Below are 23,663 nucleotides of genomic sequence, written 5' to 3' on the forward strand. Positions count from 1 at the left end.
TCAATCGGCGATACTCGCTTGGTCACGGGCGTAGCCCCTCCTTCATAGCTTTCGTCGGTTGCGACGGAACCTACGCCCGTGACCATTTACACCAGCGATGAGACGCGACCGACCGCAGCGCAGGTGCCCATCCGTATCTGACCACACCAGAACACACAGCCAAGGCACGCGAAACGATGGGCGACTCGGCGTTCCTAGCCCCCGAGCACAAAGTGGTGCTCACCACCGACCCCGTCGAAGCCCGCACGATCGGTCGCCAATATGCCGGGTTCTACCTAGGCCTGAGTAACTATGTAAACAACTGGCTCCGTCTGGGGTTCACCGAGGATGACGTAAGGAAGCCCGGCAGCGACCGACTGATCGACGCTCTGGTGGCCTACGGTAGCCCCGAAAGCATCGCGCAACGCCTAGGCGAACACGTCGAGGCCGGCGCCGACCATGTGGCCGTGCAGGTGCTGGGCGCTCAGCCTGAAGATGGACTACTTGCCGCACTAAGCACCCTGGCCCGGCCACTGCTCGGTTAGGGTTTGGACCATGCGGCTGCTAGTCACCGGTGGCGCGGGTTTCATCGGCGCGAATTTCGTGCACAGCACCGTGCGGGAGCGTCCTGAAGATCAGATCACCGTCCTCGATGCCATGACGTACGCGGGCAGGCGCGACTCACTTACCGATATCGAGAATGCAATCAGGCTGGTTCAGGGCGACATCATCGACTCCGAGCTGGTTTCGCGGCTGGTGGCCGAGTCCGATGCCGTCGTGCATTTCGCGGCGGAAACGCACGTCGATAACGCACTGGACAACCCGGAGCCCTTCTTACACAGCAATGTGATCGGGACTTACGCCATTTTGGAGGCGGTGCGATGCCACGGGGTGCGGCTACACCACATCTCGACCGACGAGGTGTACGGCGACCTGGAGCTCAATGACCCGCAACGGTTCACCGAATTCACGCCGTACAACCCGTCAAGTCCGTACGCAGCATCCAAAGCGGCCGGCGACATGTTGGTTCGGGCCTGGGTGCGCTCATACGGCGTGCGCGCAACGATCTCTAACTGCTCCAACAACTACGGGCCTTACCAACACGTCGAGAAGTTCATCCCGCGCCAGATCACCAACGTGCTGACTGGACGCCGGCCCAAGCTATATGGCAGCGGCGCCAACGTCCGCGACTGGATCCACGTCGACGACCACAACAGTGCGGTGTGGCGGATCCTGGAAAGAGGCCAGATCGGAAAGACTTACCTCATTAGCGCCGAGGGCGAGCGAGACAACCTGACCGTGTTGCAGACGGTGCTTCAGATGATGGGCCGTGACCCCAACGACTTCGACCACGTCACCGATCGCGTCGGCCATGACCTTAGGTACGCCATCGACCCGTCCTCGCTGTACAACGAATTGCACTGGACCCCAAAGCACACCGACTTTGATGACGGGCTGCGCGCCACCATAGACTGGTACCGCGACAACGAATCGTGGTGGCGTCCGCTCAAGGACGCCGCCGAGGCCCGTTACGAGGAACGCGGTCAGTGAGATGGAAGTACGCGAACTCGATATCCCGGGAGCCTTCGAGATCACCCCTGCCGTCCACCGCGATTCCCGCGGGTTCTTCTTCGAATGGCTTACCGACCACGGGTTCCAGGCGTTCGCCGGCCACCGCTTAAATGTGCGGCAAGCGAACTGCTCGGTGTCGTCGGCCGGCGTATTGCGAGGCCTGCACTTCGCCCAACTACCGCCGAGTCAAGCCAAGTATGTGACGTGCGTCTCCGGATCGCTGTTCGACGTTGTCGTCGACATCCGCTTGGGATCACCCACATTCGGCTGCTGGACTTCAGTCCTCCTCGACGAACGAAACCGCAAATCGGTATACATTTCCGAGGGACTTGCACACGGTTTCCTTGCTTTGCAAGATAATTCGACCGTCATGTATCTGTGCTCCGCGGAATACGATCCGCACCGCGAACACACTATCTGTGCCACTGATCCGGTCCTGGCGATCGACTGGCCGCTGGTCGACGGTGCCGCCGCCAGCTTATCCGAACGCGATGCTGCAGCGCCCAGTCTCGAAGAAGTGCGCGCCCGCGGCCTGCTGCCGACCTGGGAGGAAACACAGAGCTTTCGTCGCGGTTTGGCTGGAAACTAGCAAGGAACCGGGCAGCGCGCCCATCCGTTGCGGCAATCGGCGCTCAGTGCGCTCGAAAACCACACTCAGATCCTGGGATACCGCGCAGATTCATTGCACTGGCAATGGCGGCATACATGCCGGCAGCAGTTGTTTCGTCGAAAGCATACGTCGCATGGTTTCTCCTGCGACTGGCCGAGAAAACAAAAACCCTTGCGCGCGATAGCACCGGTTAGCCAGTAACGTCTTGGCGGCGGCCTCGGTATCGACGCCTTCGGCAACCACGTCGAGATGGAAACCTTGAGCAAGCAGCATAATGCTGCGCACAATAACGAGGTCGCTGGTGTTGGTCCCGAGTTCACGCACGAAGGCCTTGTCGATCTTAATCGTATCGATGGGGAGCGTCTGTAAGAGCGACATGGCACTGTAGCCCGTGCCAAAGTCATCGACGGCGATCCCAACACCGACGTCCTTAAGCCCAGCAAAGGTAGTCCGGACTGTATGTAGGTCTTGCACGACAACATTTTCGGTGATTTCCAAACAGATGGCCCTGGTGTCGAGACTGCGTTCGCTGATCGTGTCTGCCACGAAGTCAACGAAACCTCCAGTAACCAGGTGCGCCGGTGAGACATTGACACGAAGCAACGTGCCGTGACCCAAACCGGCTGTCTGCCACGCGGAGAATTCGCTGCAGGCCGTTCGGAGCACCCATCTGTCTAATTCACCTGCGAGATTGATGGATTCGGCTACGGGGATGAAGTACTCCGGTGGCAGCAGTCCACGAGTAGGGTGCTGCCAACGCACCAACGCCTCGACTCCAATAATGTCGCCGGTCCGCAAGTCAACTTCGGGAAGGTAGACCAAACGAAGCGCATCCGATTCGATGCCACGTCGAAGATGCAGTTCAATATCGTTGCGCAGTTCGCTCCGGAGGGACATGTCCGCAGCGAACACCTCTACGCTATCTCCACCGGCATGTTTGGCGGCCAGAACAGCTTCGTCGGCTTGGCGGAGGAGATCCGAGGGCGTGTCTAGTCCGGGCGTTCCCGTGGCGATACCAATGCTGACGGTGCGGGTTAGCACCTCGCCGTCGATGGCGACGTGTTCCTTGAACTGATCGCGCAAGCGCTCGGCGAGTAGTGCAGCAGCATGGGTGCTCATGGGCGACGCGGGTATGACAACGAATTCGTCGCCGCCGAGCCGGACGATCAAGCTCTCATCGGTGAAGGCTTCACGGATTCGGCGGGCAAACACAGAAATGAACTGATCACCAGCGGCGTGGCCCAGGTAGTCATTGACGGCTTTGAGGCGATCAAGGTCGAGAAACAGTGCCGCAACCGGACCTGGTTGTTCCGGGGCCAGTCTTTGGTCAAGGTGTTGTAGCAGCATTCGACGGTTCTGCAATCCGGTGAGATCGTCGTGGTCGGCCAGATAGCGAAGCTGAGCTTCGGCAGCAACGCGAGCTTGTACCTGGGCAAACAGGGTGGCGATGGTCGTCAGCGCGTTGAGTTCCGCCTTACTCCAGCCGCGGTCCCCGTATTTGACGAACCCCAGCACTCCGGTAGTGATCTCCGCGGCGACCAGCGGGACAGCGGCCATTGACGTTGCGGGAACCTGGCGGCTTTCCTTGATGCGGCGTTGATAGTCTTCGGTGCCCACCTCGGGGCGGAACACATGGGGCTCTTTTGCGTGTTCGCATAGCGCGAATACCGGATCGGCGTCGGCAAAGTAAATCAGCTCGAGCGGATCGGGAACCGGTACGTTGGCACGTGGTGGCCATTCGGCCACCAGCCTGGTCGCGCGAATGTCGTGATCGTTGTGGCGCAAGAAGCCGGTGTCTACGCCCAGCTGTTCCACGAGATAGGCCAGTACACGCTGACTGACCTCGCTCGACGTGGCGACGTCGGCAGTCATTAGTTGGCTAGCAGCCGTAGCAACCAACTGATCAAGTCGGTGCACTGTGGCGTCATTTTGCATCTCGGCAGCTAGCTCCGAGGTTCTGGCGTTGCACTAAGCCCGCGGCGTTGGCGCCGCTTGAGCGGTGGCGCACCGTGGAACAGCCTGAATATCAAGACTGCGCGCTCGCGCATGCCCGGCTGCACCGAGGCCCGTACGTCGCGTTGCAGGCGATGCAACTGTTCAGCAAAGTGTGTTGACCACTGGTTAAGCTCGCGGCGGCGATGTTGGGCCGACGTCCACACCGCCTGCATAGCTGACCCGCGCCGGAAAAAATCGGCGAGCGTGGCTCCGTCGTCACGAAGAACCAGCACGTCGCCGGTATCACTGTCGTGCGGGTTGGTCACTGCACCGCTCCTACGCTCGCTATGGTGACATCGTCGAACGCGTCTTTATGGTGCACCAGATTTTGCGTCTCGACCAGCATTCTTGACAATTGTTTCGGTTCAGCATGGTTTGCCAGGGTAGTTCGATCCCACCACATCATCTTGGTCTGATAGCGATCATCCGGGTAAGCCGCCGCCGGGATCCTCGCTGCCACTACTCCCCCTGAAGAACGCCAACGGTCCAGCACATGAGCTGCCGCGGTTGCCATAACGAATTGAACGTCCAACAGAGCCATGATTGGCAGTGCGATGCGCGCCAAGGCCGTGGTAATCGCGCCACTGTGATGAGTGCCGCTGTCAGCCCATGCGGTCTTCACCTCCACTACCCCGAATGGCAACCGGTCAGTAATCATCTCGCGGACCGCGCGCAATCCGTGACTACCTTCCCACTCGACCACAGCATGTGATTCATCCGCCGACTGCAGCGGCCCGATTACTCGAGCACCCCCCACGACATCACCGCTTGAATCCGTGGCGGCAAAAAATATCTGCGTATCACGACCGTCGCGGATATCATCGAGATCCAATACCGCTTCGACTCCGTGTTTCCGATACGTGCGAAGCGCACCGTCAAGATATTCATTCCACAACATCTGATCGAGTTCTGGCTGCGATGCCACAAGCCGGCACTGCGCATCGGGAAGCCACACGCTCAGGTTTTGACGAAGGCGCAACTTCTGCGGTGCGATGGAACTGAACTGATTCATCACCATGATTGCTCCAAATCTGTTGAGTGTTATGCGTCTACTTGACTTGATGAGTTGCTGACGTTGCGTTGAACGGCGCGACTAAGCGGGGCCTCCTAACTTGGTTCCTATGTAGTGATCCGGTGGTTGTCGGAGCCCTCTACCCGGCGATCCGCGGCGAAGAGAACTCAAACGATGGCGATACAGCGCGTACCTAGCCCCGGGCAAGTCATTCGCTAGCTGGGCATGGGCAAGCGACTGCCGAACCAGGGCCAGGACGTCGTACAGATATGCAAGCATCTGAAAGTTCCCGAGCAAACCCGGCGCATCTACCGACGGAGAGTCAACACGTTCGTCGAGGCAGTCAGAGCCCCCGCGGCGGGCCCGTCGGGCAAGCAGCCGACATCGCTACGCCCAGCCGGAGGTCGGACGAGCACGAGTCGCGACAGCGGCCACGGCTGCCTCAAGTCCCGAAGAAAACATCACCGATAGGTGCGGCGCGAAGCGCGTTGCCTGCCGCGCCCCGGGGACCTGGTGGTGAACCAAGAAAAACACCCGCCGACTGAGGCGCAGAAGACCTCACACGACCACCTGGGTGGTCAACCAGCGGTGCGGTCGAGTCGGCCGACGCGCTGCGAGCAAGTGCAGTCAGCTGTTGGCTGCGCCGGCGCTGGGTACACGCGGGGCATTCACCTATCACTCACTGCCGCCACGAGCTTGACCACATCTTTCACTCACCCCTCTTGGGAATGTCATAGTGTCGAGTAGGTGATAGAAACCTTGATCAACGCCACGCCGCGTCGAAGCGGCCCTTCGTTGGCGCTCGTTGCGGCCGCTGTGCATTGCTGCCCGATCGAAACTGTCGGGCGAACCGGCGACGTCCAGTAGACGCCACCTATGGGGGCTGTGGTGTTGGCACTTGCCGGGCTGGCATTTCTCGACTCCCTCAATGTTCTCAATGTGGGCGTGGTTTCGGCGGTCATTTGCGACGGTCAGTTAAGTCGGCGGTCACCGGTGCCTGGCTCGTTAAGCTTCATGGCCGGCGTCTTCACGGTTATGACCACCTTCGGCCTGCTGACCGTGCTCGGGCTCCACTTCTTGACCGATCTCGCCAACTTCAGAATCACACCGGCAACTCGGTATTGGCTCGAGCTGCTTGGCGGAGGCGTACTCGTAGGTGTGGCCCATTTCCCTTTGACCGCCCAATCCTCAGCACCTGGGTGGGCGATGGCAGCAACGCGGCAACGTCCATGGCTGCTCGGCTGCGTTGGACTGGCGGTCGGTCTCGGGCAAGCGACAACGGCGGTGCCGTACCTAACTGGCTTGGCACTGCTTTCTGCGCTGCATCCACGACCGGCGATATGGCCGTTGCTCGTCGTGGTGGCGTCTTAGGACTGGTGTAAAAACGCTGGGCGCATGTTCCTGGTGGTCATGTTACGCGGCGGTGGTGTCGGTCGTGGTTGTTGTGGTGGGGGGATGCAGTGGGCGGGGTGGCTCGAGCAGTTGGTGGCGTAGTTCTTGGAGGTGGCGGCTGGTCGCTGATGTTTGGGTGACTCCGCGCCAGCCGCGGCTGGCGCGGTCGAGGACGGCCCATACCAGCGACAGACAGCTGGTTTCGCCGGGTAGGCGGCCGATGACCTTGACCCGGCGACGGGATTCTCCGAAGGTGCGTTCGATGAGGTTGGAATGGCGGATGCGTGTCCAGTGTTGGCGGGGGAAGCGCAAATGCACGCTCAGCGAGGCGAAGTCGTTGGCCAGGCAAGCGACCGCGGCTGGGTAGAGCCCGCGGTATGTGGTGGTGAACTCCTCGGCGCGGCGGGTGGCTTCATCCACGGCCTGCTGGCCGGGTGGCTGGTCAATGTCATCGAAGATCGACCAGAACGCGGCTTTGATCTCGTCCTGGACCGCGACAGGTGTCTTGGCGATGACGTTACGGCAGCGATGGATCAGACACCGCTGACGCAGGCTTGCCGGAAACGTGGTCTCCCATGCGGCGATCAGGCCCGGCGCCCCGTCGGAGATGCCCAGTAGCGGCGGGCGTAGTCCCCGGTTCCTCAGGTCAGCCAAGAAGTCGGCCCACGCATCAGCCGACTCCGCTGCGGCTGGGGCCAGCCCAATAAACAGGGGCTTGCCGTCGGTGCAGATGCCCCAGGCGGCCAGCACCGGCTCGGCCGGGGCGTTGGGATGCATCCGAAAGTTCGAGGCATCCAAGAACAGGTAGTCCAACACCAGCTCATCAAGGCGTCGAGACGACCACGCAGCGAACTCGTCTTTGATGGCCGCACAAATCCGGCTCACCGTCGAGCGCGACAACGCCGCCTGCGAGCCCAGCACCTCGGCCAACGCGGCCTCGATGTCGCGATCCGACAAACCGCGCACCCATCCCGAAATCACCAACGCCTCCAGAGCGTGGGTGCGCGTCACCCCGGCACCGAATAGCCGCGAACAGAACCGCTCGTCGGTGTCGCGTAGTTTCGGGCGGCATAATTCGACCGAGCCCATCGTGGTCTTCACCGTCGCCGGCGGTTGATACCCATTGCGGTACCCGCCCGGGCCGTCCTGAACCCGACGCTGGTGACGGGCTCGGCCCAACACTGCTTCTACCTCGGCCTCCACGGCGACCTGAAACACCAGACGCACCGATAACCGCCCGACCTCCTCCAAAATCTCGGTCAACGGCCGCTCGGTCGCGGCGAACAACTGATCCATCTCAACACGCACACGCTCAATCGGCGATACTCGCTTGGTCACGGGCGTAGCCCCTCCTTCATAGCTTTCGTCGGTTGCGACGGAACCTACGCCCGTGACCATTTACACCAGCGATGAGACGCGACCCTCGTCGTCAGCTATTGCGCGATCACACTTTGGCTATTGCTGGTAATTCTTGGTTTGTCGACTCGGCGAACCGCTCGCGCCAGACGTCTCCAGCGCAGGATCGTCCGCGTTCTCGCACGATACGGTGCGATGACGGTGCGGATCATTTTCCTCGTTGTCGGAGTTGGACTAATCGCAGACGCGATAATCCACTACAACGCGCTGATCCCCGGCTCTTGGACGATTGCGTCTCAGTAGCGGTGTCGAGATCCGGTAGCAGTGGTCAGCACGGATTGTCGCGCTTCCCCACGCGTTGCGACTGTGCGTCGAAGCCCTCCGACAGCGCGGCGCGGAATGCCACCACCGCGGGGTGCGTAACGCGTGATGTGCGGGTCAGCGTAAACAACTGCCGGCTTGGCGAACCAGGCAGCGAAGCGAGCCGCACCCCGCGCATCCGATCCTCACCGAGCAGGGCAGGCAAGATAGAAACCGCCAGCCCTGCCTGCACCATCTGAAGATGCACCAGCAGATCGACCCCCTCGAATCGCACATCCGGCTCGAAACCAGCGCCGCGACACAAACTCCGAGCCCAACGACCGGGTGCAGTGGGCTCCGGGTCTAGCGCCCAAGACGCGTTTGCGAGGTCAGATAGGGTCGGTGCGCCGCTCCATGGACCGGTCGTCGGCATCACGAGAAACATCTCATCGCATCTCAGGTCAACGCGATCCAGACTTGGGTTCGGCAGCAGACGTCCACCGGGATACTCCTCGCCCAACACCACATCGAAGGTGCCGGCCAGCAGACCCGATGTCGCTTCCTCCGCTTCGCGCTGCGCGACTTCGATTCGCAGATCAGGGTAATTGCGCGCCAGCGCATCGAGCACTGCGGGCAGCAAGGACAGCAGCAGCGTCTGAAATGCGGCTACCCGCAGCCGACCAGCTACTCGCCCGCGGGTAGCCGCCAACAAGGCCTCCGCGCGCTCAAGGGTAGCGATCGCCGGCTTGGTGTGCTCGACCAGCGCCTCGCCCGCATCGGTCAGCCGCACACCGCGGCCGACCGGTTCGATCAGAGCCATCCCGCATTCACGTTCGAGCTGCGACAGCTGTTGTGAGACCGCCGATGGACTGTATGAAAGCGCCTTTGCTACGGCAGCCAAAGTGCCACGTCGTTGCAGCTCATGCAGGACAACCACCCGCTGCAAATTTAACAAGCACCAACCCCATATTCGTCAAATTTTCTTACTATTATAAATCAGAATCATTCGCTGGATTGCTTAATCAAGACCTGACACCCTCATTGCATGGCGCCGTCCCGCACACCGTTGGCCGTTCTCATGATCCTCGGATCGTGCACCTCACTGCAGATGGGCGCGGCTGTCGCGACGCCGCTGTTAGCGCACTTCGGCGTGGGGCTCACCACCAGCCTGCGGCTACTGTTTGCGGCGGCCATACTCATGGCCATCCACCGGCCCCGCGCGTTTACGTGGGACGCGAAACACTGGCGATCAACCGTGCTGTTCGCAGCGACATTCGCCGGAATGAACGGTTTCTTCTTCGCCGCGATTGCCCGCATCCCACTCGGCGTCGCTGTCACCATCGAGTTCGCCGGTCCGCTGCTGCTCGCTGCAACGCTGTCCCGCCGACGGCGCGATCTGTGCTGTGTCGCCGCAGCCGCGGCAGCCATTGTGGTTCTCAGTTGGGACGGCCCACAATCCGTAGACCTACTCGGAGTTGCCTTCGCGCTCATCGCAGGATGTTTCTGGGCATTTTATGTCTTGGTCGGCAAGCACATCACCGGCCAGCTCTCGGGTCAGGGCGCCCTTCCCGTCAGCATGTTGATCGGCGCCGTTGCGATACTCCCATTCGGACTACCCGCGTTGCCCGCACTAACCGGGCAACCAGCAAAGCTGCTCCCTAATCGTTTAGTAGGGATTGGTTACCGGTCCGGGTGTTGGTGACCGGGGCCTGTTTCTTGCGGGATCTGCCGTCAGGTGACGTCTGGTGTTCCCGTCGTTCGACGACTTGAGAAAGAGCGGCGCGTCTGGCGGCAGGTCTTGTCGGGTTGGTGGTGAGATTCCGTTGCCCGAGCCCGTCGCAGGGGTGACTTCCTGATGGTTGTTCTCGAGCCTTGAGCTCTTCGACAGAACGAAGTCCTGCGATGTGCTGGAGTCACGGACGGCTAGTGAGATGACGGACCTTGGAGTCCCGCGATTAGGGCGCCGCGTGAGTCCACCGGTAACGGCGCAACCATCCACCGACGAAAAAGTGAGGACGTCTTGGGCTTGTTTTGTGGAATCGACTGGGCTACTGAGCATCACGATGTTGCTGTGGTTGATGACGACGGGAGGGTGGTAGCCCGTGCACGGCTGGGCAATGATGCGGCCGGGTTCGCGCAGCTGTTGACGTTGCTGGCTGAGGCCGGTGACAGTGCCGCTGATCCGATACCAGTGGGGATGGAAACTGATCGTGGCCTGTGGGTGGCGGCGCTGCGAGAAACTGGCCGGGTGATTTATCCGATCAACCCGTTGGCGGCTTCGCGGTATCGGGCACGGTATGCGGTGTCGGGGGCCAAATCCGATGGTGCCGACGCGGTGCTGCTGGCCAATATTGTGCGCACCGACCCCGGCGCGCACCGCCCATTGCCCGCCGACACCGAGTTGGCCCAGGCGATCCGGGTGCTGGCCCGCGCTCAGCAAGACGCGGTATGGGCACGTCAACACATCGGCAACCAGATTCGCGATGTGCTCAAAGATTTCTACCCGGCGGCCATCACCGCGTTCGCCGACCTGCCCGAGGGCGGGCTGGCTCGTCGAGATGCGCGCACCATCTTGGCTGCTGCACCAACCCCCACCCAGGCGACCAAGCTGACCCCGGCCCGACTGCGCCGACTGCTGGCCAAGGCCGGCCGCCGCCGCCATCTCGACCGTGACATCGAACGGTTGCGGGAGGTGTTCACCGACACCTACCTGCACCAACCACCGGTCGTGGAGAACGCGATGGGTATCCAATTGGCAGGGCTGCTGGGTCAGTTCGAGGCTGCCTGCACCACTGCTGCTGATCTCGCCGAGGCGGCAACCGCCCATTTTGAGCAGCACCCGGACTCCACGATCATCACCAGCTTCCCCGGACTGGGGAACCTGGCCGGTGCCCGGGTACTCGCCGAGATCGGTGATGACCGCGCCCGCTTCACCGACGCCCGCGGACTGAAAGCATTCGCCGGAGCCGCGCCGATCACCCGCGCCAGCGGCAAGAAAACCCTCGTGTTGCACCGCCATATCAAGAACCGGCGCCTGGCCGCCGTGGGTCCCATCTGGGCTTTGGCATCGCTGCGCGCCTCGCCGGGCGCCCGTCGCCACTACGACACCCGCCGCGCCGCAGGAGACTGGAACCACCAAGCCCAACGACATCTGTTCAACAAATTCCTCGGCCAACTCCACCACTGCCTGCAAACCGGCCAGCACTACACCGAACATCTAGCCTTTCCACCTCCTCCCTCGCTCGTGGCTTGACTTTTAACTTCGTGAGATGTCTTTCTTGGGGGTCGCGGTGCTGTCGTCGATGCTTCCGTACTCGTTGGAATTCGCCGCGATGCGCCACCTTCACGCCCACACATTCGGCGTCCTCCTCAGCCTCGAACCCGTAGTCGCCGGTCTCGCGGGATGGATCCTGTTGGGCCAGGCGCTCAGCTGGCCGCGTGGGCTGGCCATGGTTGTTGTCGTCGTCGCATCGGTCATCTCCACGGTGACCCAGCCATCGCCCGCGTCTGCACCACTGCCAACTACGCAACATCCCGAACCACAGGGAAGCGACCAAACCGACAGTGTCCCCGCACTGGCATAGCCGAGATCGCCATCACAGCAATTCCCTACAACCCCAAGGCTTTCGTGATCGCAGGCTGATCGAGGAACACAAGCTCCCTACGTCCGACAAAGGAGTCGACCAGACGAGCCGGACAAGAGATCGCAGAGTCAACCTGGTAGCCCAGGCTTGCCCAGTACCGCGGAATGAAGGCCAACGACTCCAAACGGTTCGGCGAGCACGCGTGCGCCTGAGTCTTTGAGGAATGTGATGAAGCTTTTCGTCGCTGGGGGTACCTGTCGGTCTTTGATCCATACTGCTCCCACCTCGCGATGGGCGTCCGGGCTGCTGATGGGGATCTCGGCGATTCCGGGCTCGGGATGAAGGCTGCGGGGTAGCAGCCCAACTCCGAGGCCGGCGCGGATGAGGCCACGCAAGGTGGCGATCTCTTGTCCCTGGAATGCCAGAGTCGGCCGAAAACCTGCGTGGTCGCATAGGCGGTCGAACACGTGTCGTAGGCCGTGCGGTGCTGTGAACACGATGAATGACTCGCCGGCGGCCTCGCGTAGCGTGACGCTGTGGCGCCCGGCGAGCCGGTGTCTGATGTCGACAACCAAGTACAGGCGCTCGTCGCCGAGGGTGACCGATTCCAGTCGCGGGTCGGCTGGAACGGGTGCCACGATTGCCACATCAATGGCGCAGTTGTGCATGTGGTCGATGAGTTCATCTCTCGGACTTGCGTGGAGTTCGAACGTGATGTCGGGGTGTGCGGCCAAGAACGCGTCGATGAGCATGGGAACATCACGCGACCCCCGGCCGTGGGCAAAGCCGAGCGCCACGCGACCATGGTCGGGGTCGACGACGTCGCCGACTTCTTGGCGGGCAACGGCTAAGCTGCGCAACGCATTCTGGGCGGCGGGTAGAAACGCACGTCCAGCCGCGGTCCGCACCACCCTGCGGCCCGATCGCTGCACCAGCGGCGCGCCGATCGACGCGCCGATACGGCGCATGACCGAGGTCACGGTGGGCTGCGGAACTCCCAGCCGGTGGGCCGCCCGCGTGATGTGTTGTTCCTCCAAGACCGCCACCGCGATACGGAGTTGCGGCGCAAGCACCTCAAACCAATCAGAATCTGAATCGATCACATCAAAAATCCGCTGCAACAAGGCCGTTCGACGAAGATGTTGCCCATCAGCCAGCGCCGCTATTCCAGCCAGCACCTTTGATGGGACGTCGTCGACTGCCTAGACGCCGTTAGCTGACAATCGCTCCGACTAGACATTAGGAGGTGCGAGCTGAGTAACCGTCTCGGTCACTTCCCGGACCGCACCTTCGGTGTAAGAAAGAGGGAAATACCCGTCCACTAGCCACAGATCGTAGAGGTCGCGGTAGTGATTGCTACGTGGGTCCCCGACCTGGCCGGGGGTATTGATAGCCACCGTCTTGTCCCAGTCACCGACATCGACAACCATTCGAAATGATGCGCCCGCTGTTTGGGTACCAGATATCGGATCGAAGGCAGCGAAACCGACCGTCTCAGCGCTTCCAGATTTCGGCGACGGGCCAATTGTCATCCATGGAGCCGTCTCGGTCACGAACCCATAGACCGGGTGTACCAGCTCAGAGCGATGCAAATCACCCCAGGACCATGTGTTCACCGGCCCAAACTCATCCAAGAGCCGCTGCATCGTCGCCGTGAGTGTATCCCGCAGGAGACGATCCAGCTTCATGCGATCAGCGGCTGCCATGACCTCGATTAGCCGTAGGTCCGGACTAAGGTCCTCCACGAGGGTCTGGTCGAAAATTATCCAGCGGAGCGCTGCCAGGGTGTCGGACTCTGAAAGATATTTCGCCAGCGCGTCTTCGAACAAGGTACGCCTTAGCTCTACTCGAGCCCATTGGTCGAATAGCAGCGCTGGCGCCGAATCCGCGGTCATCCGCTTGTCCCAGGCGTTGAGCATCGCGATGGCTTCGTGATCCTCACCGCCGAATTCTGTGAGCATCGCGCATAACCGTCTTGCCGGTATGTTGAGGTAATCGTTCTGGAGATCGGCCATCGATCCAAGCGAAGCTCTCTCGGTATTTTCAAGCACCTCTGTCAACCGCTGCATTCGATAAGGCGGGCTCCACTCGTATCCCACCGGAACCGGTTCCCAGTCCGGGAACTCAGTCAGGTTCATCTCATTTGCCGAAGCCACGAATCCAATCGGTGGATTGACTTTCACTGGCAATTCAGCCGTCCGACGGAAGCCGTCCCACTCGTATCGGCCGTCGCCCGGCACAGGCATAAGTCCGTCCCAGTTTCTGCGAATCGGTATCAAGGCGCGCGGGGCCAAGCCGATATTGCCGTCCGCGTCTGCGAAGCCGTGGTTGGCGGAGGGACATCCCCAACGATCAAGGGCAGCTTCGAAGTCGGTCGCGTTTTTCGCCCGCAGGTATTGCAGGCTAGCCAGATACGGCGCCATTCCCGGCTCGAGCCATGCGGCTCGAACTGCGAATGCCGAACCCGTGGACGGATCATGGCGGATGACCGGTCCATGACGGGTGAAGAGCATCGTGACGGGAGCTGGGGTTCCGTCAACAGTTGGAACGTCTTCCTCGACCACAGTGAAACGCTCCCAGCTCTCGCCATATTTGTAGAACAAGCTGTCCTCGGGGTGCAGTTCGTAGACGTAAAGATCTTCCTGATCCGAGGGCCAGATGGTTAGGCCGAACGCGACATGCCCGTTGTGTCCCATGGTGACTCCGGGCAGAAAAGGCTCACTGGCGCCGATGACGTCGAACTCAGGGCAGGTTAGATGAACGAGGTACCGAAGCGACGGGCCGGTCGTGGCTCGGTGTGGGTCGCTTGCCAGTATGGGACGGCCTGTACTTGTCCGGTCACCGCTGAGAACCCAGTTGTTCGACCCTTCTGCCATCATCATTGGCGCGGGAAAGGCGGCGACAGGCCCCACAGCGAGACGGTAGGTGTCAAGTACCCAATGGTGAAGAACCGATAAGTCAAGCCCTTCAGGTACGACGGTCTGAATCGGCGGGTCGAGAGGACGACGGATGCCGTCGGCCTCGTGGCCAAAGTCTCGTACGGTCAGTGCGCGGGCAAGTTCTTTCTCTACGTTCGCATAGAGGCTGTGTGATCGGACCCGCATAAGATCGTGCGGTACCCAGTACGCAGGCTCATACTCAAGAGCCTCAAACTCCGGTCCAAGCAAATTGGGATTCGCACGGGTCAGGCTCACCCAGGAATTGATACCGGACACGAAGGCCTTCACCGCCTCGATACTTTCTTGCGGGTACTCGAGCCACTCCTCTCTAATCGAACCTCGATAAAGAAACAGTCTGGCCGCCCGGTCGCGCTCCACGTATCGAGGGCCGAGGACCGCGGACACGAGCCCGAGGTATCGGCGTCTCCACCAGTCGAGCTGGAACATGCGGTCGCGCGCGGCCACGAACCCTTGCGCCATGAACACATCACGCGCCGATGAAGCGCGAATGTGCGCCACTCCCCAGCGGTCGGTCGAGATAGTCACTTCGTCCAGAAGTCCAGTCAGTGAAAGCTCTTCCAGGTTAGGCATTCTCTGCATCGCTTTATTCATCCTGGCTGGTCCCCGATATCGGGTCCACCTGGAATTAGAGCCAGGTTGTTGTTGATCTGGATTTTAGTTGATGTCGCAGGCTATGGGGTGATGGGTGTGGCTGCATTGGGCAGCGTATTCGGCCGGAGTGCGATAACCCAGCGATGAGTGGCGGTGGCGGTGGTTGTGCTCGTGTTTGAAATCGCTGATCACCACCTTGGCTTCGAGCAGGTCAGTCCAGTAGTTGCGGTTCAGACACTCCTTTCGTAAGCGGCTGTTAAAGGATTCAATGTAGGGGTTTTTCCAGGGCTGACCTGGGGGGATATAGGTCAGCCCGACTTTTCCGTCGCAAAACTGCTGCAACGCTTGAGAAATCAGCTCCGGCCCGTTGTCCATGCGCAGCACCGTGGGCGGACCCCCGGCAGTGGTGAACACTCGCTCGAGCTCGTCGACCAGCGCCTCGGCGGTGATGGAGCGTGCGGTCATGTCCAGCAGCGACTCGCGAGTGTGCTCATCGAGCATCGAGGCGATCTTGACCGACCTGCCGTCGATAGTGGAGTCAAACTGAAAATCCAGCGCCCACACCACCTTGGGGGCATCGGCGATGATCGGCGGCACTGAGGGCACACCACCACGTTTGCGTGGGGAGCGGACGGCGACTTGCAGTCCCTCTTGGCGCCACAGCCGGTGGATCTTCTTCTTGTTGACCTGGTGATGCTCGTCGTAGCGCAACGCCGACCACGCACGGCGAAACCCGTGACAGGGGTGTTTGCGGGCGTAGGAACGCAGCCAGGCCCGCAGATCGGCATCCGGGTCCGCCGGGGTCTGGTCGATACGGACACGTCGGTAGGTTGAGCGGGCCAGCCCAACCGCTTGGCACGCCAACCGTTCTGAGATGCCCTTGACTTCTGTGAGCATGTCCACGGCGCGGCGTTTGGCGGCTGGGCTCAAAATTTTCCCTTGGCCACCTCACGTAGGGCGTCTTTGACGAGCTCGGCCTCGGCCAACAGCCGTTTGAGCCGCCCGTTTTGCTCGCGCAGTTCCTTGAGCTCGCGGGCCGCATCGAGATCCATTCCCCCGTAGGCTCGGCGCCAGTTGTACAGGGTGGCCGCCGATACCCCCAGCTCGGCAGCGATCTGCTCACCGGAGCTGCCGCCGGCGGCCAGCTCATCAGCTCGGCGCAGCTTGCGCACAATGTCTTCGGCGGCATACCTCTTACGACCAGCCATTTCCTTGTCCCTTCCAGCCCACGTTTAGGGCCACGAGACTCTAAAACAAGCTGGACTCATTCACGGGGAACACGCCAATCCTTTTCGACGCTTTGCGCCGGCATCAAAGTGAGATACTCGGCACCTGAAGCTGGTCACAGCGACAATTGGTTGTCGACTTACTGTCACTGAAAGACATTCGGAAGCCACCAGGGTCGAAGACACGGCCAGTCGGAAGGCTGATTCCCATCTCGCCCGGATCCGCATAGGACGTGCCCCTCGATGATATTCGCTGTCGACGGCTTCGAATTCCCCAGCTGCGGCAAGTCTCTCCTCTTCAGGCTGCCCAGGCTTAAATACACAGCACCGCACGACATTGATGGCCATCCCCGTCACTGTTCGCGATTAGAAGGCGGCTAGCCGCAAGAGCACTATTAGTCGAACCGCGAAAATGAGTCCGCCTAGGTTAAGAGCCAGGACGTTGCGTTGAGATCGAATTGAAACCCTCATATCACCGACTCCCGACTCGGCAGTCCACGATCTTCCCACACTCTCTAGGCTAAACGGCAGACATGACGAATTGCAGTCATGAAGTATCGAAAAATTGCCAGACCAGCGGCGTACCCAACGAGCTAAATGCCCTGAGCTTGATGAAGACTCGGGTTACTGGATTGCAACAAGTAGCAGGCCGGTCCGGACACCCCCGTGGAACGCGGCCTCGAACTGTGCGAGCAGGATGCCACCGAGGTAAACGCGAGGGCGACTGGTGTTGCACCAGTACCCCCGCGAAGGCGACTGTCTCGATGTTGTCGATCCTCAACGCCAACGCTGTAGGTTCAGGCCGCGCAGCGGCCGGCTCATCAGCGTGGCGTAACCTGGGCACAATACCCTCGGCGACGCACCTCGATACAATGTGAAGTCAGTTTTCAGGTACACCAGCCACCCCGCGAGGACAGTACATGGTTTACATGCCACCGGAAGTAATAGCTCAACAATTAACGTCCGGGTGGGGACCTGAACAAATGCAAGCCGCCGCTGTTTCTTTCGGAAATTTAGCGAAAGCCTACCAGGACTTGAGCAGTTGGATGGAAGCACATTCACAAAAAGTATTGTCAAGCTGGTCCAGTTCGACAAGTTTACCGTTGCAGGAAAAAATCAGCCAGTTTGTCGCTCAATTACAAAATTACGCAACAATACTAGCGGATTCCAGTGCCCGGGCAGATGCTCAGGCCCCCGCCCGACTCTGCTACGGCGCGAACTCCCGGTCTTGACCCCTCTGTCGCTGAACCCAACGTATCGCCAGTGGCGGCAGGAATGAGGGCACCCGCGTCCCTAGCCAGTGATAGATCCAAATCCGTAGGGAAGACCGGGAGCAATCCCGGTCACACCCGAAAGTCGGTGAAAAAACCGGAGTCTCCGGCGGAAGTGCAAAGAGCTCTTAACAGAACGGCACGAACGATCGCACGGATCATGGCACAAACGCCGGGAACACCGACCGCCCCCGGCAGTCCTGAATTCCGGCTATCATCGAGGAGTCCCTTAGACACTCAGAGCCTAGAGGGAACCCCGGTCCCGGTAAAATTCAGTTCGAAGCGTGCCGATGATGGTGGCTATCGAAAGACGCCGGATCAGGGCGGCAAGTCGGCGAAGTAATTCGATGCTGCGAGGTCGGGACAGAAATTCACTGCCCTCAAAACACAGCGAGCGGCGGCACCAGCATTGCTTCGAGGCCTTGCACGTCGCTGTTTTGCACCGTTGCGATTATCTAATACTGCAGCCGTAGATCGGGATTGCTGATGTTGGCGTGTCTGCGCTGGTAGAAGCGGTGGCCGCGGCATTGTTCGGAGTTTGTGAAAACATCTGAATCGGCCGCGGTCGCCGCGGTTAATAGCGTAGACCCTGATCGGTGGCAGACGGAGTTCTCGGCGGTTGTAGATCGCATCGCGCCGCGTTTTGCCCGTTACGAACCGCTGCGCCATTCCGGTGAGTTGATGGCTGGACTGGTCTCGGGCCTGGACAAAAAGAATTGCTGGACGATCGCCGAGCACCGCGGTGCATGCACACCTGATGGATTGCAGCATCTTCTTGCCCGAGCCAGCTGGGACGCCGATGATGTTCGCGACGATCTATGCGACTACGTCGTTGATGCCTTCGGGGATTCGACGGGTTGCTGCTGGTCACCCACCACACCGTCTCCACCTTGCTGGCCTGGTCACGATGGCGACGACGACACCAATATCGAGCACGTCTTTCCCACTACCGACGCCGCCAGTATCAATGATCTCGATCTACGGCTGCAGTACTAGTTAAGGGTGTTCAGCGCAGTCCGAGCCGCTGCGAGAGTGTAAGCTGCGGAGATACCTATCATGGCGCTGAAGGCGGGTGCCGAGACATCGTGAGCGGTGATTACGATCCATTTGCAGGCTCTGACAGGCACTTTTGCAATCTCAATCCAAGAACGTAGATGGAGAACGCTCCTGTGAAATGTTCTACTAGGATTGCTACATTTCGATGATACGATATACGGGATTTTGCCCGATCTGCGAAAGCCGGACTATTTTTCAAGCCGACGATGATTGGTTTAGAGACAGCCTATCATGTCAGACTTGCAGAAATGGATCGGTTCCTCGGGAGAGAGCACTCGCTCTTATTCTGGAAGAGATCGTCCCCAACTGGAAAAACTTGAGCATTCATGAATCTTCTCCTACCGAGAGAGGAGTATCGTTAAAATTGCGAGAGACTGGGAAAAACTATACTGCGTCTCACTATTTTCCAGGGGAAAAACTAGGTGCAATTCTTGGCATTTTCAGAAATGAAGATCTGCAAAACTTGACGTTCAACGACGAGACTCACGACGTTTTCATCTCTCTTGATGTGTTCGAGCATATTCCATATCCTGATCGAGCTCTGCGAGAAATATACCGGACACTGAAGTTCGGAGGCGTGATGCTCAGCACGTTTCCCGTCCGCAATTATCAGGTGGAGCCTGTGCGGCGCCGAGTGGATTACAGCCCAGACGGATCGGAGGTTCATCTTGTGGAACCCGAGATCCATGGAAATGGAATCAGCGGGGAAGGCTCGATTGTTACCGTCGACTACGGGTACGATCTTCATAAATTGTTTTCCCGTTGGGCGCCTTTTGACGTCCGCGTATATCGATTTGCGGATACACTTCATGGCATTCTTGGTGATTACACAGAAGTTGTTGTATGCCGAAAGGAAAAATTGGAAGAGGATGATCCTCGTTTATCGAAAATGATTTGATTATTATTTACGGTATCACATTAGCACCACGGCTAGACTAAAGCACACGTCACGGCGTTTTTGAGGCGTCTTTGACGTCGCCATAGAGATAGCGCGTGCAACACCACCCACGTTATGGGATCAGCTCAGCGGACTCAGCGTTAGTTTTGCGATCGTAGCCCAGCGATGTTGAGCATCGTGAGTGCTGCTGATCGCGCTGACCCAACTCTGGCAAAGGTGAATCTACAGCTGGGTACAGAACACCCGGTTCAAAGACCACGTTGTTGATCCGCGTTCAGCCGACTCCACAGTTCATAAGGTGATGCGCGTACCGGCATGGCACTGTGCACTCGGACGGGCGTGGCACCCAAACAATGAACGGTGTTCACCGTCTTCGCGTTCGTGTTTGGTATCGCCAATCACTATGTCCGATTTGAGTAGTCGGGCGAGGACTCCGCAAGCGTGAAGTCGGCGAAGTCAAACCCAGGCGATACGATGCAACTCACCAGGCAGGGCTGCTCATCGCGCGGACGTGCCCGCTGCCAGTGGCCAGGTGGCACCACAATCTGTGGTTGCTCGCCGGCAACGATGTCGTTTCCGAGTAATTGGGGCTGTGCGCTGTCTTGGTCGCGACCAATCTCCAAGATGAGTGGGCCGCCGCGGTGGTAGAACCACACTTCGGCGCTGCGTACGGTATGCCAAGCCGATTGTTCGCCAGGCATCAACAGGAAAAGTATCGCTGTGCACGCACTGCGCGGTCCACCGTATTCGAGCGGCAGCGCCGACTGGCCTATGGTCAGTTCGCTGCGCCAAGTCTCGCGGAACCAGCCACCTTCTGGATGCGGCGCTAGATCCAGTCGCCTGGCCCAGTCTGGGAACTCACTCATCTGTTGCCTCCGTGATCGATGCCGAGATCAGCTTAGTTGCGCCAGCCACCAGTCAGGGCGCCAGGCTTTTGTTGGTCCGATTCAGTCAACTTCACAAGCTGCGGAGTGTCGCGGGCGTCCGTCGACGGCGACGCTAGGCGCTGGCCTGCTGCACAACCACCGCGCTTGTCGCGTAGACAGGACAACTAGAACGGAATGCAGATCGCGGCGTGCCCGAGCGTCGTCAGGGCCCCCCAACGTACTGTCAGCCCCGCCGACCGGCGCCATCGGCAGGCTTGAGAACGCCGCTGCCACCACGGAGGAAATGATGTCCAAACTCACTACGGCAGTTGTGACGGGTGGCGGGCGCGGGATAGGCCGAGAAATCGCCAGACAGCTTGCCGCGGCCGGGCACCAGGTACTGATCACCGATATCGACGCGGATGCCGCAACTCATGCTGCAGCCGACATAGGCGGCGGGGCGTGGGGCGCTCAGCAGGATGTTCGGGATACGGCCGGCCATAGTGAGATCGCCGAGCTGGCGTCTTCCAAAGGGCGGCTGGCTGTTTGGGTGAATAATGCTGGGATCCTGGTGGCCGGCGACAGCTGGACCCACACCGATCAAGAACTCGCCAACATCCTGAACATCAACGTCGCGGGCGTGATATCCGGCTCGCACGCGGCGATACGAACGATGGGCAATGCTGGCGGCGCGATCCTCAACATCGCGTCACTCTCAGCGCTGGCACCGGTGCCGGGACTCGCCCTCTACGCAGCGACGAAGGCGGCCGTGTTGTCATACACGACGTCGCTGCAAGGCGACCTCAACCACGCCCGACTGCCGATCCGGGTTCGAGCGCTATGTCCGGACGTGGTGGGCACTGAGATGGTCGCCTCACATGCGACCGACCCGAATGCGGCACTGCTGTTCTCTGGACCCGAACTGTTGTCCGCCGAGAATGTCGCCCGGGCTGGGCTGCAGCTCCTAGGGAGCCGCCAGATCTTCCGGGTCGTGCCTCGATGGCGTGGCCTGATAGCCCGCACCGGCGACATGGCCCCTTCGCTGGGACTGAAAACGTTGGAACTACTGCGCAAAACCGGCGAACGCCGCCAACGAAAAATAGGTTGACGGGCGAGGAGAGGAATCTGGACATGGACTTGAACCTGTTTATCAACCCTGAACACCCAGCGGGCGACGACCTCGGCGCCCGGCTTGCCGAGCACGTCGAGCAGGTGTCGATCGCGCGCGCCGCGGGCTACGACGGGGTGGCGATAGGAACCCACCTTTCTTACAGTTCGTCGGCGTGGCTGCCGCCGTTTCAGACGCTGGTCCACTTGGCGCCAGCCGCGTCAGGCATGTCGCTGTCGACCTGCATGGTCGTATTGCCCTACTACCATCCGCTGCAGATCGCGATCGACGCCGCATTCGCCGACATCGTGTCCGGCGGCCGTTTCACGCTTGGAGTGTCTGCGGGCTGGGCCAGAGACGAGTTCGACATCCTCGGGTTGGACCTTCGTGAACGCGTCGGGAGATTTACGGAATCGGTCGAACTGATTACGCAGCTGTGGTCACAGGACCGCGTCACCGCCGCAGGCCGCTTCTTTCACGTCGACGATGCCAGTCTGGCATTGCGGCCGTTGCAACGGCCCAGGCCACCGTTGTGGCTGGGTGGCAGCGTAATTCAGTCTGTACAACGCGCTGCCGAGCTGGCTGACACCGCGCTTGGCGATACCTGGGTAGCGTCTTCACACCTCAGTGAGTCGGTAATCGTCGATCAAGCACGCGCCTTCGGCGATCGCCTAGACACGCTGGGCAAGCCAAGGCCCAAGGATTTCCCGCTGTTGCGAAACATCGTCGTCGCTGAAGACCGCGCGACCGCCGTGCGCGAGGCCGGGCCGTATTTGGCCGCCAGCTACCGGGTTTTCGGCCAATGGGGGCTCTTTAGCGACGTCGTCGGCGATCCGAAAGCGACCGGCGAGCTACCCGACCTGCTGGCAGGTCGGGTCATCATGGGGTCCCCAGAAGAGTGCGCCGAAAGTCTGGTTCGCCTGGCCCAGGCCACCGGGTTTACCCGGCTCATCGCCAGGGTGCAGTGGATGGGAATGGAACAACGCATCGTAACGCGGACTATCGAATTGCTGGCGAACGAAGTCATGCCGCTGGTTGGCAACGAACTCGGGCGCTCGTCAACAACGTGAGGAGCCCCGAAACGCGTAAGGCACTACGTGTATACCGCCTGGTGAAACTCACACGGCTTTCCAACCCCGCGATTTGCACTGCAAGCGTACGGTATCGGACGGACGGCAAGGAGGGTCCGTGAAAATCACTACGAAGACACTGATATTCACGCTTGTTGAGTTCTTCGTCTTCGGTTCGATCCTGTTTTTGTCAGCTGGCACCCTCAACTACTGGCAGGCATGGGTTTTTCTGGTCGTGGCCCTTTCCACATGGATCCCCGGCATCTACTTGCTGCTTACGAATCCCGTTGCGCTTCAGCGACGAATGCGTGGAGGACCGACAGCAGAGGCTCGAATGGTGCAAAAAATCATCATGGGCGGTGTCTGGTTGTCGGCAGCCGCAATGGTCGTGGTCAGCGCGCTTGACCACCGCTTTGGCTGGTCGCCGGTTTCGATGCCGATCTGCTTGGTCGGTGATTTTCTGGTCGTCGTTGGACTGGGTGTGGCGATGCTGGTGGTCACTCAGAACAGCTATGCAGCCGCAACCGTCCAGGTCGAGGTTGGCCAGCAGGTCGCCTCCACCGGCTTGTACGGGCTGGTGCGGCACCCCATGTACGCGGGCAACCTGATCTTGATGATCGGCGTACCTTTGGCGCTCGGTTCCTACTGGGGACTCGTTTTCGTCGTACCGGTCTTGATCGTCCTCATCTTGCGCATCCGCGACGAAGAAAACCTCCTCGGGGCCGAGCTGGACGGCTACCTCGATTACACGCGGAAGGTTCGCTATCGCCTGGTGCCGCTTCTCTGGTAACACCAGAAGTCAAGACGGCAAGGGAAC

The 23,663-nt window shown here is 60.3% G+C and carries 19 protein-coding genes and 3 pseudogenes; 13 read left to right on the forward strand and 9 right to left on the reverse strand.

Annotated elements, in window-relative coordinates; genetic code table 11:
• Positions 1-104: 104 nt before the first annotated feature.
• From ACO07W_RS07055 to rfbC, 3 genes and pseudogenes are all read left to right on the forward strand, one after another.
• A pseudogene (locus tag ACO07W_RS07055) lies at positions 105-524 on the forward strand (LLM class F420-dependent oxidoreductase); the annotation flags it as partial.
• 10 nt (positions 525-534) lie between these two features.
• Positions 535-1,530 carry a dTDP-glucose 4,6-dehydratase gene (rfbB, locus tag ACO07W_RS07060; protein ID WP_421841927.1) on the forward strand — a complete coding sequence of 332 codons (996 nt, stop codon included), beginning with the start codon at positions 535-537 and terminating at the stop codon, positions 1,528-1,530.
• 1 nt (position 1,531) lies between these two features.
• The gene (gene rfbC / locus ACO07W_RS07065) at positions 1,532-2,140 is read left to right on the forward strand and encodes a dTDP-4-dehydrorhamnose 3,5-epimerase (protein ID WP_421841929.1); all 609 of its coding nucleotides are present in this window, start codon (positions 1,532-1,534) and stop codon (positions 2,138-2,140) included.
• A gap of 90 nt (positions 2,141-2,230) precedes the next feature.
• On the opposite strand, the gene ACO07W_RS07070 is transcribed toward rfbC, so the two are convergent.
• From ACO07W_RS07070 to ACO07W_RS07080, 3 genes are read right to left on the reverse strand one after another with little or no spacing between them, the layout of a single operon-like run.
• Positions 2,231-4,096 (reverse strand): putative bifunctional diguanylate cyclase/phosphodiesterase, encoded by a 1,866-nt coding sequence (locus ACO07W_RS07070; RefSeq protein ID WP_421841931.1) that lies wholly within the window; start codon positions 4,094-4,096, stop codon positions 2,231-2,233.
• 8 nt (positions 4,097-4,104) lie between these two features.
• The gene (locus tag ACO07W_RS07075) at positions 4,105-4,422 is read right to left on the reverse strand and encodes a hypothetical protein (protein WP_421841933.1); all 318 of its coding nucleotides are present in this window, start codon (positions 4,420-4,422) and stop codon (positions 4,105-4,107) included.
• The gene (locus tag ACO07W_RS07080; RefSeq protein WP_421841935.1) at positions 4,419-5,174 is read right to left on the reverse strand and encodes a hypothetical protein; all 756 of its coding nucleotides are present in this window, start codon (positions 5,172-5,174) and stop codon (positions 4,419-4,421) included. Before ACO07W_RS07080 ends, ACO07W_RS07075 begins: the two co-directional genes overlap by 4 nt.
• A gap of 870 nt (positions 5,175-6,044) precedes the next feature.
• On the opposite strand from ACO07W_RS07080, the pseudogene ACO07W_RS07085 reads away from it, so the two are divergent.
• Positions 6,045-6,527: pseudogene (locus ACO07W_RS07085) on the forward strand (GAP family protein); the annotation flags it as partial.
• A 54-nt stretch (positions 6,528-6,581) separates the two neighbouring features.
• Here ACO07W_RS07085 and ACO07W_RS07090 read toward each other — a convergent pair.
• Complete coding sequence (locus ACO07W_RS07090; RefSeq protein ID WP_421840071.1) at positions 6,582-7,856, reverse strand: IS256 family transposase; 1,275 nt, start codon at positions 7,854-7,856, stop codon at positions 6,582-6,584.
• A gap of 388 nt (positions 7,857-8,244) precedes the next feature.
• Positions 8,245-9,171: a LysR family transcriptional regulator gene (locus ACO07W_RS07095; RefSeq protein ID WP_421841937.1), complete on the reverse strand. Its 927-nt coding sequence runs from the start codon at positions 9,169-9,171 to the stop codon at positions 8,245-8,247.
• Positions 9,172-9,261: 90 nt separating this feature from the next.
• On the opposite strand from ACO07W_RS07095, the gene ACO07W_RS07100 reads away from it, so the two are divergent.
• From ACO07W_RS07100 to ACO07W_RS07110, 3 genes are all read left to right on the forward strand, one after another.
• Complete coding sequence (locus ACO07W_RS07100; protein WP_421841939.1) at positions 9,262-9,918, forward strand: EamA family transporter; 657 nt, start codon at positions 9,262-9,264, stop codon at positions 9,916-9,918.
• Between the two features lie 324 nt (positions 9,919-10,242).
• Positions 10,243-11,469 (forward strand): IS110 family transposase, encoded by a 1,227-nt coding sequence (locus ACO07W_RS07105; RefSeq protein WP_421845748.1) that lies wholly within the window; start codon positions 10,243-10,245, stop codon positions 11,467-11,469.
• Positions 11,470-11,485: 16 nt separating this feature from the next.
• Positions 11,486-11,800: an EamA family transporter gene (locus ACO07W_RS07110; protein ID WP_421841941.1), complete on the forward strand. Its 315-nt coding sequence runs from the start codon at positions 11,486-11,488 to the stop codon at positions 11,798-11,800.
• 128 nt (positions 11,801-11,928) lie between these two features.
• On the opposite strand, the gene ACO07W_RS07115 is transcribed toward ACO07W_RS07110, so the two are convergent.
• From ACO07W_RS07115 to ACO07W_RS07125, 3 genes are all read right to left on the reverse strand, one after another.
• Entirely contained in the window at positions 11,929-12,903 is a 975-nt protein-coding gene (locus ACO07W_RS07115) for a LysR family transcriptional regulator (protein ID WP_421841943.1), read from the reverse strand.
• A gap of 129 nt (positions 12,904-13,032) precedes the next feature.
• Positions 13,033-15,330, reverse strand: coding sequence for a penicillin acylase family protein (locus ACO07W_RS07120; protein ID WP_421841945.1), 2,298 nt, complete (start codon positions 15,328-15,330; stop codon positions 13,033-13,035).
• An 84-nt stretch (positions 15,331-15,414) separates the two neighbouring features.
• Positions 15,415-16,559, reverse strand: a protein-coding gene (locus ACO07W_RS07125; RefSeq protein ID WP_421840069.1) for an IS3 family transposase whose coding sequence is annotated in 2 segments (ribosomal slippage) — positions 15,415-16,292 and positions 16,292-16,559 — 1,146 coding nt in all. Because the reading frame shifts where the segments join, the coding sequence is not laid out codon by codon here.
• A 947-nt stretch (positions 16,560-17,506) separates the two neighbouring features.
• On the opposite strand from ACO07W_RS07125, the gene ACO07W_RS07130 reads away from it, so the two are divergent.
• The 3 genes and pseudogenes from ACO07W_RS07130 to ACO07W_RS07140 all read left to right on the forward strand — a co-directional run bounded on the left by ACO07W_RS07130 (position 17,507) and on the right by ACO07W_RS07140 (position 19,802).
• Positions 17,507-17,809: a PPE domain-containing protein gene (locus tag ACO07W_RS07130; protein WP_421841947.1), complete on the forward strand. Its 303-nt coding sequence runs from the start codon at positions 17,507-17,509 to the stop codon at positions 17,807-17,809.
• Positions 17,810-18,529: 720 nt separating this feature from the next.
• Positions 18,530-18,697 (forward strand): annotated as a pseudogene (locus tag ACO07W_RS07135) (IS701 family transposase); the annotation flags it as partial.
• Positions 18,698-19,268: 571 nt separating this feature from the next.
• The gene (locus ACO07W_RS07140; protein ID WP_421841949.1) at positions 19,269-19,802 is read left to right on the forward strand and encodes a class I SAM-dependent methyltransferase; all 534 of its coding nucleotides are present in this window, start codon (positions 19,269-19,271) and stop codon (positions 19,800-19,802) included.
• A 401-nt stretch (positions 19,803-20,203) separates the two neighbouring features.
• Here the strand turns inward: ACO07W_RS07140 and ACO07W_RS07145 are convergent, their stop codons facing one another.
• Positions 20,204-20,668: a cupin domain-containing protein gene (locus ACO07W_RS07145; RefSeq protein ID WP_421841951.1), complete on the reverse strand. Its 465-nt coding sequence runs from the start codon at positions 20,666-20,668 to the stop codon at positions 20,204-20,206.
• Positions 20,669-20,975: 307 nt separating this feature from the next.
• Here ACO07W_RS07145 and ACO07W_RS07150 point away from each other — a divergent pair, with 307 nt between their 5' ends.
• The 3 genes from ACO07W_RS07150 to ACO07W_RS07160 all read left to right on the forward strand — a co-directional run bounded on the left by ACO07W_RS07150 (position 20,976) and on the right by ACO07W_RS07160 (position 23,636).
• Positions 20,976-21,776 (forward strand): SDR family NAD(P)-dependent oxidoreductase, encoded by an 801-nt coding sequence (locus tag ACO07W_RS07150; RefSeq protein ID WP_421841953.1) that lies wholly within the window; start codon positions 20,976-20,978, stop codon positions 21,774-21,776.
• Between the two features lie 23 nt (positions 21,777-21,799).
• On the forward strand, positions 21,800-22,846 hold the full coding sequence (locus tag ACO07W_RS07155) for an LLM class flavin-dependent oxidoreductase (protein WP_421841955.1): 1,047 nt from the start codon (positions 21,800-21,802) through the stop codon (positions 22,844-22,846).
• Between the two features lie 118 nt (positions 22,847-22,964).
• The gene (locus ACO07W_RS07160) at positions 22,965-23,636 is read left to right on the forward strand and encodes a methyltransferase family protein (RefSeq protein ID WP_421841957.1); all 672 of its coding nucleotides are present in this window, start codon (positions 22,965-22,967) and stop codon (positions 23,634-23,636) included.
• The last annotated feature ends 27 nt before the right edge of the window (positions 23,637-23,663 follow it).

Origin of the sequence: Mycobacterium sp., from assembly GCF_965230835.1 — a bacterium.
Lineage (GTDB): Bacteria > Actinomycetota > Actinomycetes > Mycobacteriales > Mycobacteriaceae > Mycobacterium.

What these genes read in the sequence shown, in the direction of transcription:
- ACO07W_RS07090 (WP_421840071.1), bottom strand. Translation starts at nt 7,856, where the DNA reads ATGGATCAGTTGTTCGCCGCGACCGAGCGGCCGTTGACCGAGATTTTG.
- ACO07W_RS07080 (WP_421841935.1), bottom strand. Translation starts at nt 5,174, where the DNA reads ATGGTGATGAATCAGTTCAGTTCCATCGCACCGCAGAAGTTGCGCCTT.
- ACO07W_RS07150 (WP_421841953.1), top strand. Translation starts at nt 20,976, where the DNA reads ATGTCCAAACTCACTACGGCAGTTGTGACGGGTGGCGGGCGCGGGATA.
- ACO07W_RS07120 (WP_421841945.1), bottom strand. Translation starts at nt 15,330, where the DNA reads ATGCCTAACCTGGAAGAGCTTTCACTGACTGGACTTCTGGACGAAGTG.
- ACO07W_RS07070 (WP_421841931.1), bottom strand. Translation starts at nt 4,096, where the DNA reads ATGCAAAATGACGCCACAGTGCACCGACTTGATCAGTTGGTTGCTACG.
- ACO07W_RS07100 (WP_421841939.1), top strand. Translation starts at nt 9,262, where the DNA reads ATGGCGCCGTCCCGCACACCGTTGGCCGTTCTCATGATCCTCGGATCG.
- ACO07W_RS07155 (WP_421841955.1), top strand. Translation starts at nt 21,800, where the DNA reads ATGGACTTGAACCTGTTTATCAACCCTGAACACCCAGCGGGCGACGAC.
- ACO07W_RS07110 (WP_421841941.1), top strand. Translation starts at nt 11,486, where the DNA reads ATGTCTTTCTTGGGGGTCGCGGTGCTGTCGTCGATGCTTCCGTACTCG.
- ACO07W_RS07130 (WP_421841947.1), top strand. Translation starts at nt 17,507, where the DNA reads ATGCCACCGGAAGTAATAGCTCAACAATTAACGTCCGGGTGGGGACCT.
- ACO07W_RS07145 (WP_421841951.1), bottom strand. Translation starts at nt 20,668, where the DNA reads ATGAGTGAGTTCCCAGACTGGGCCAGGCGACTGGATCTAGCGCCGCAT.
- rfbB (WP_421841927.1), top strand. Translation starts at nt 535, where the DNA reads ATGCGGCTGCTAGTCACCGGTGGCGCGGGTTTCATCGGCGCGAATTTC.
- rfbC (WP_421841929.1), top strand. Translation starts at nt 1,532, where the DNA reads ATGGAAGTACGCGAACTCGATATCCCGGGAGCCTTCGAGATCACCCCT.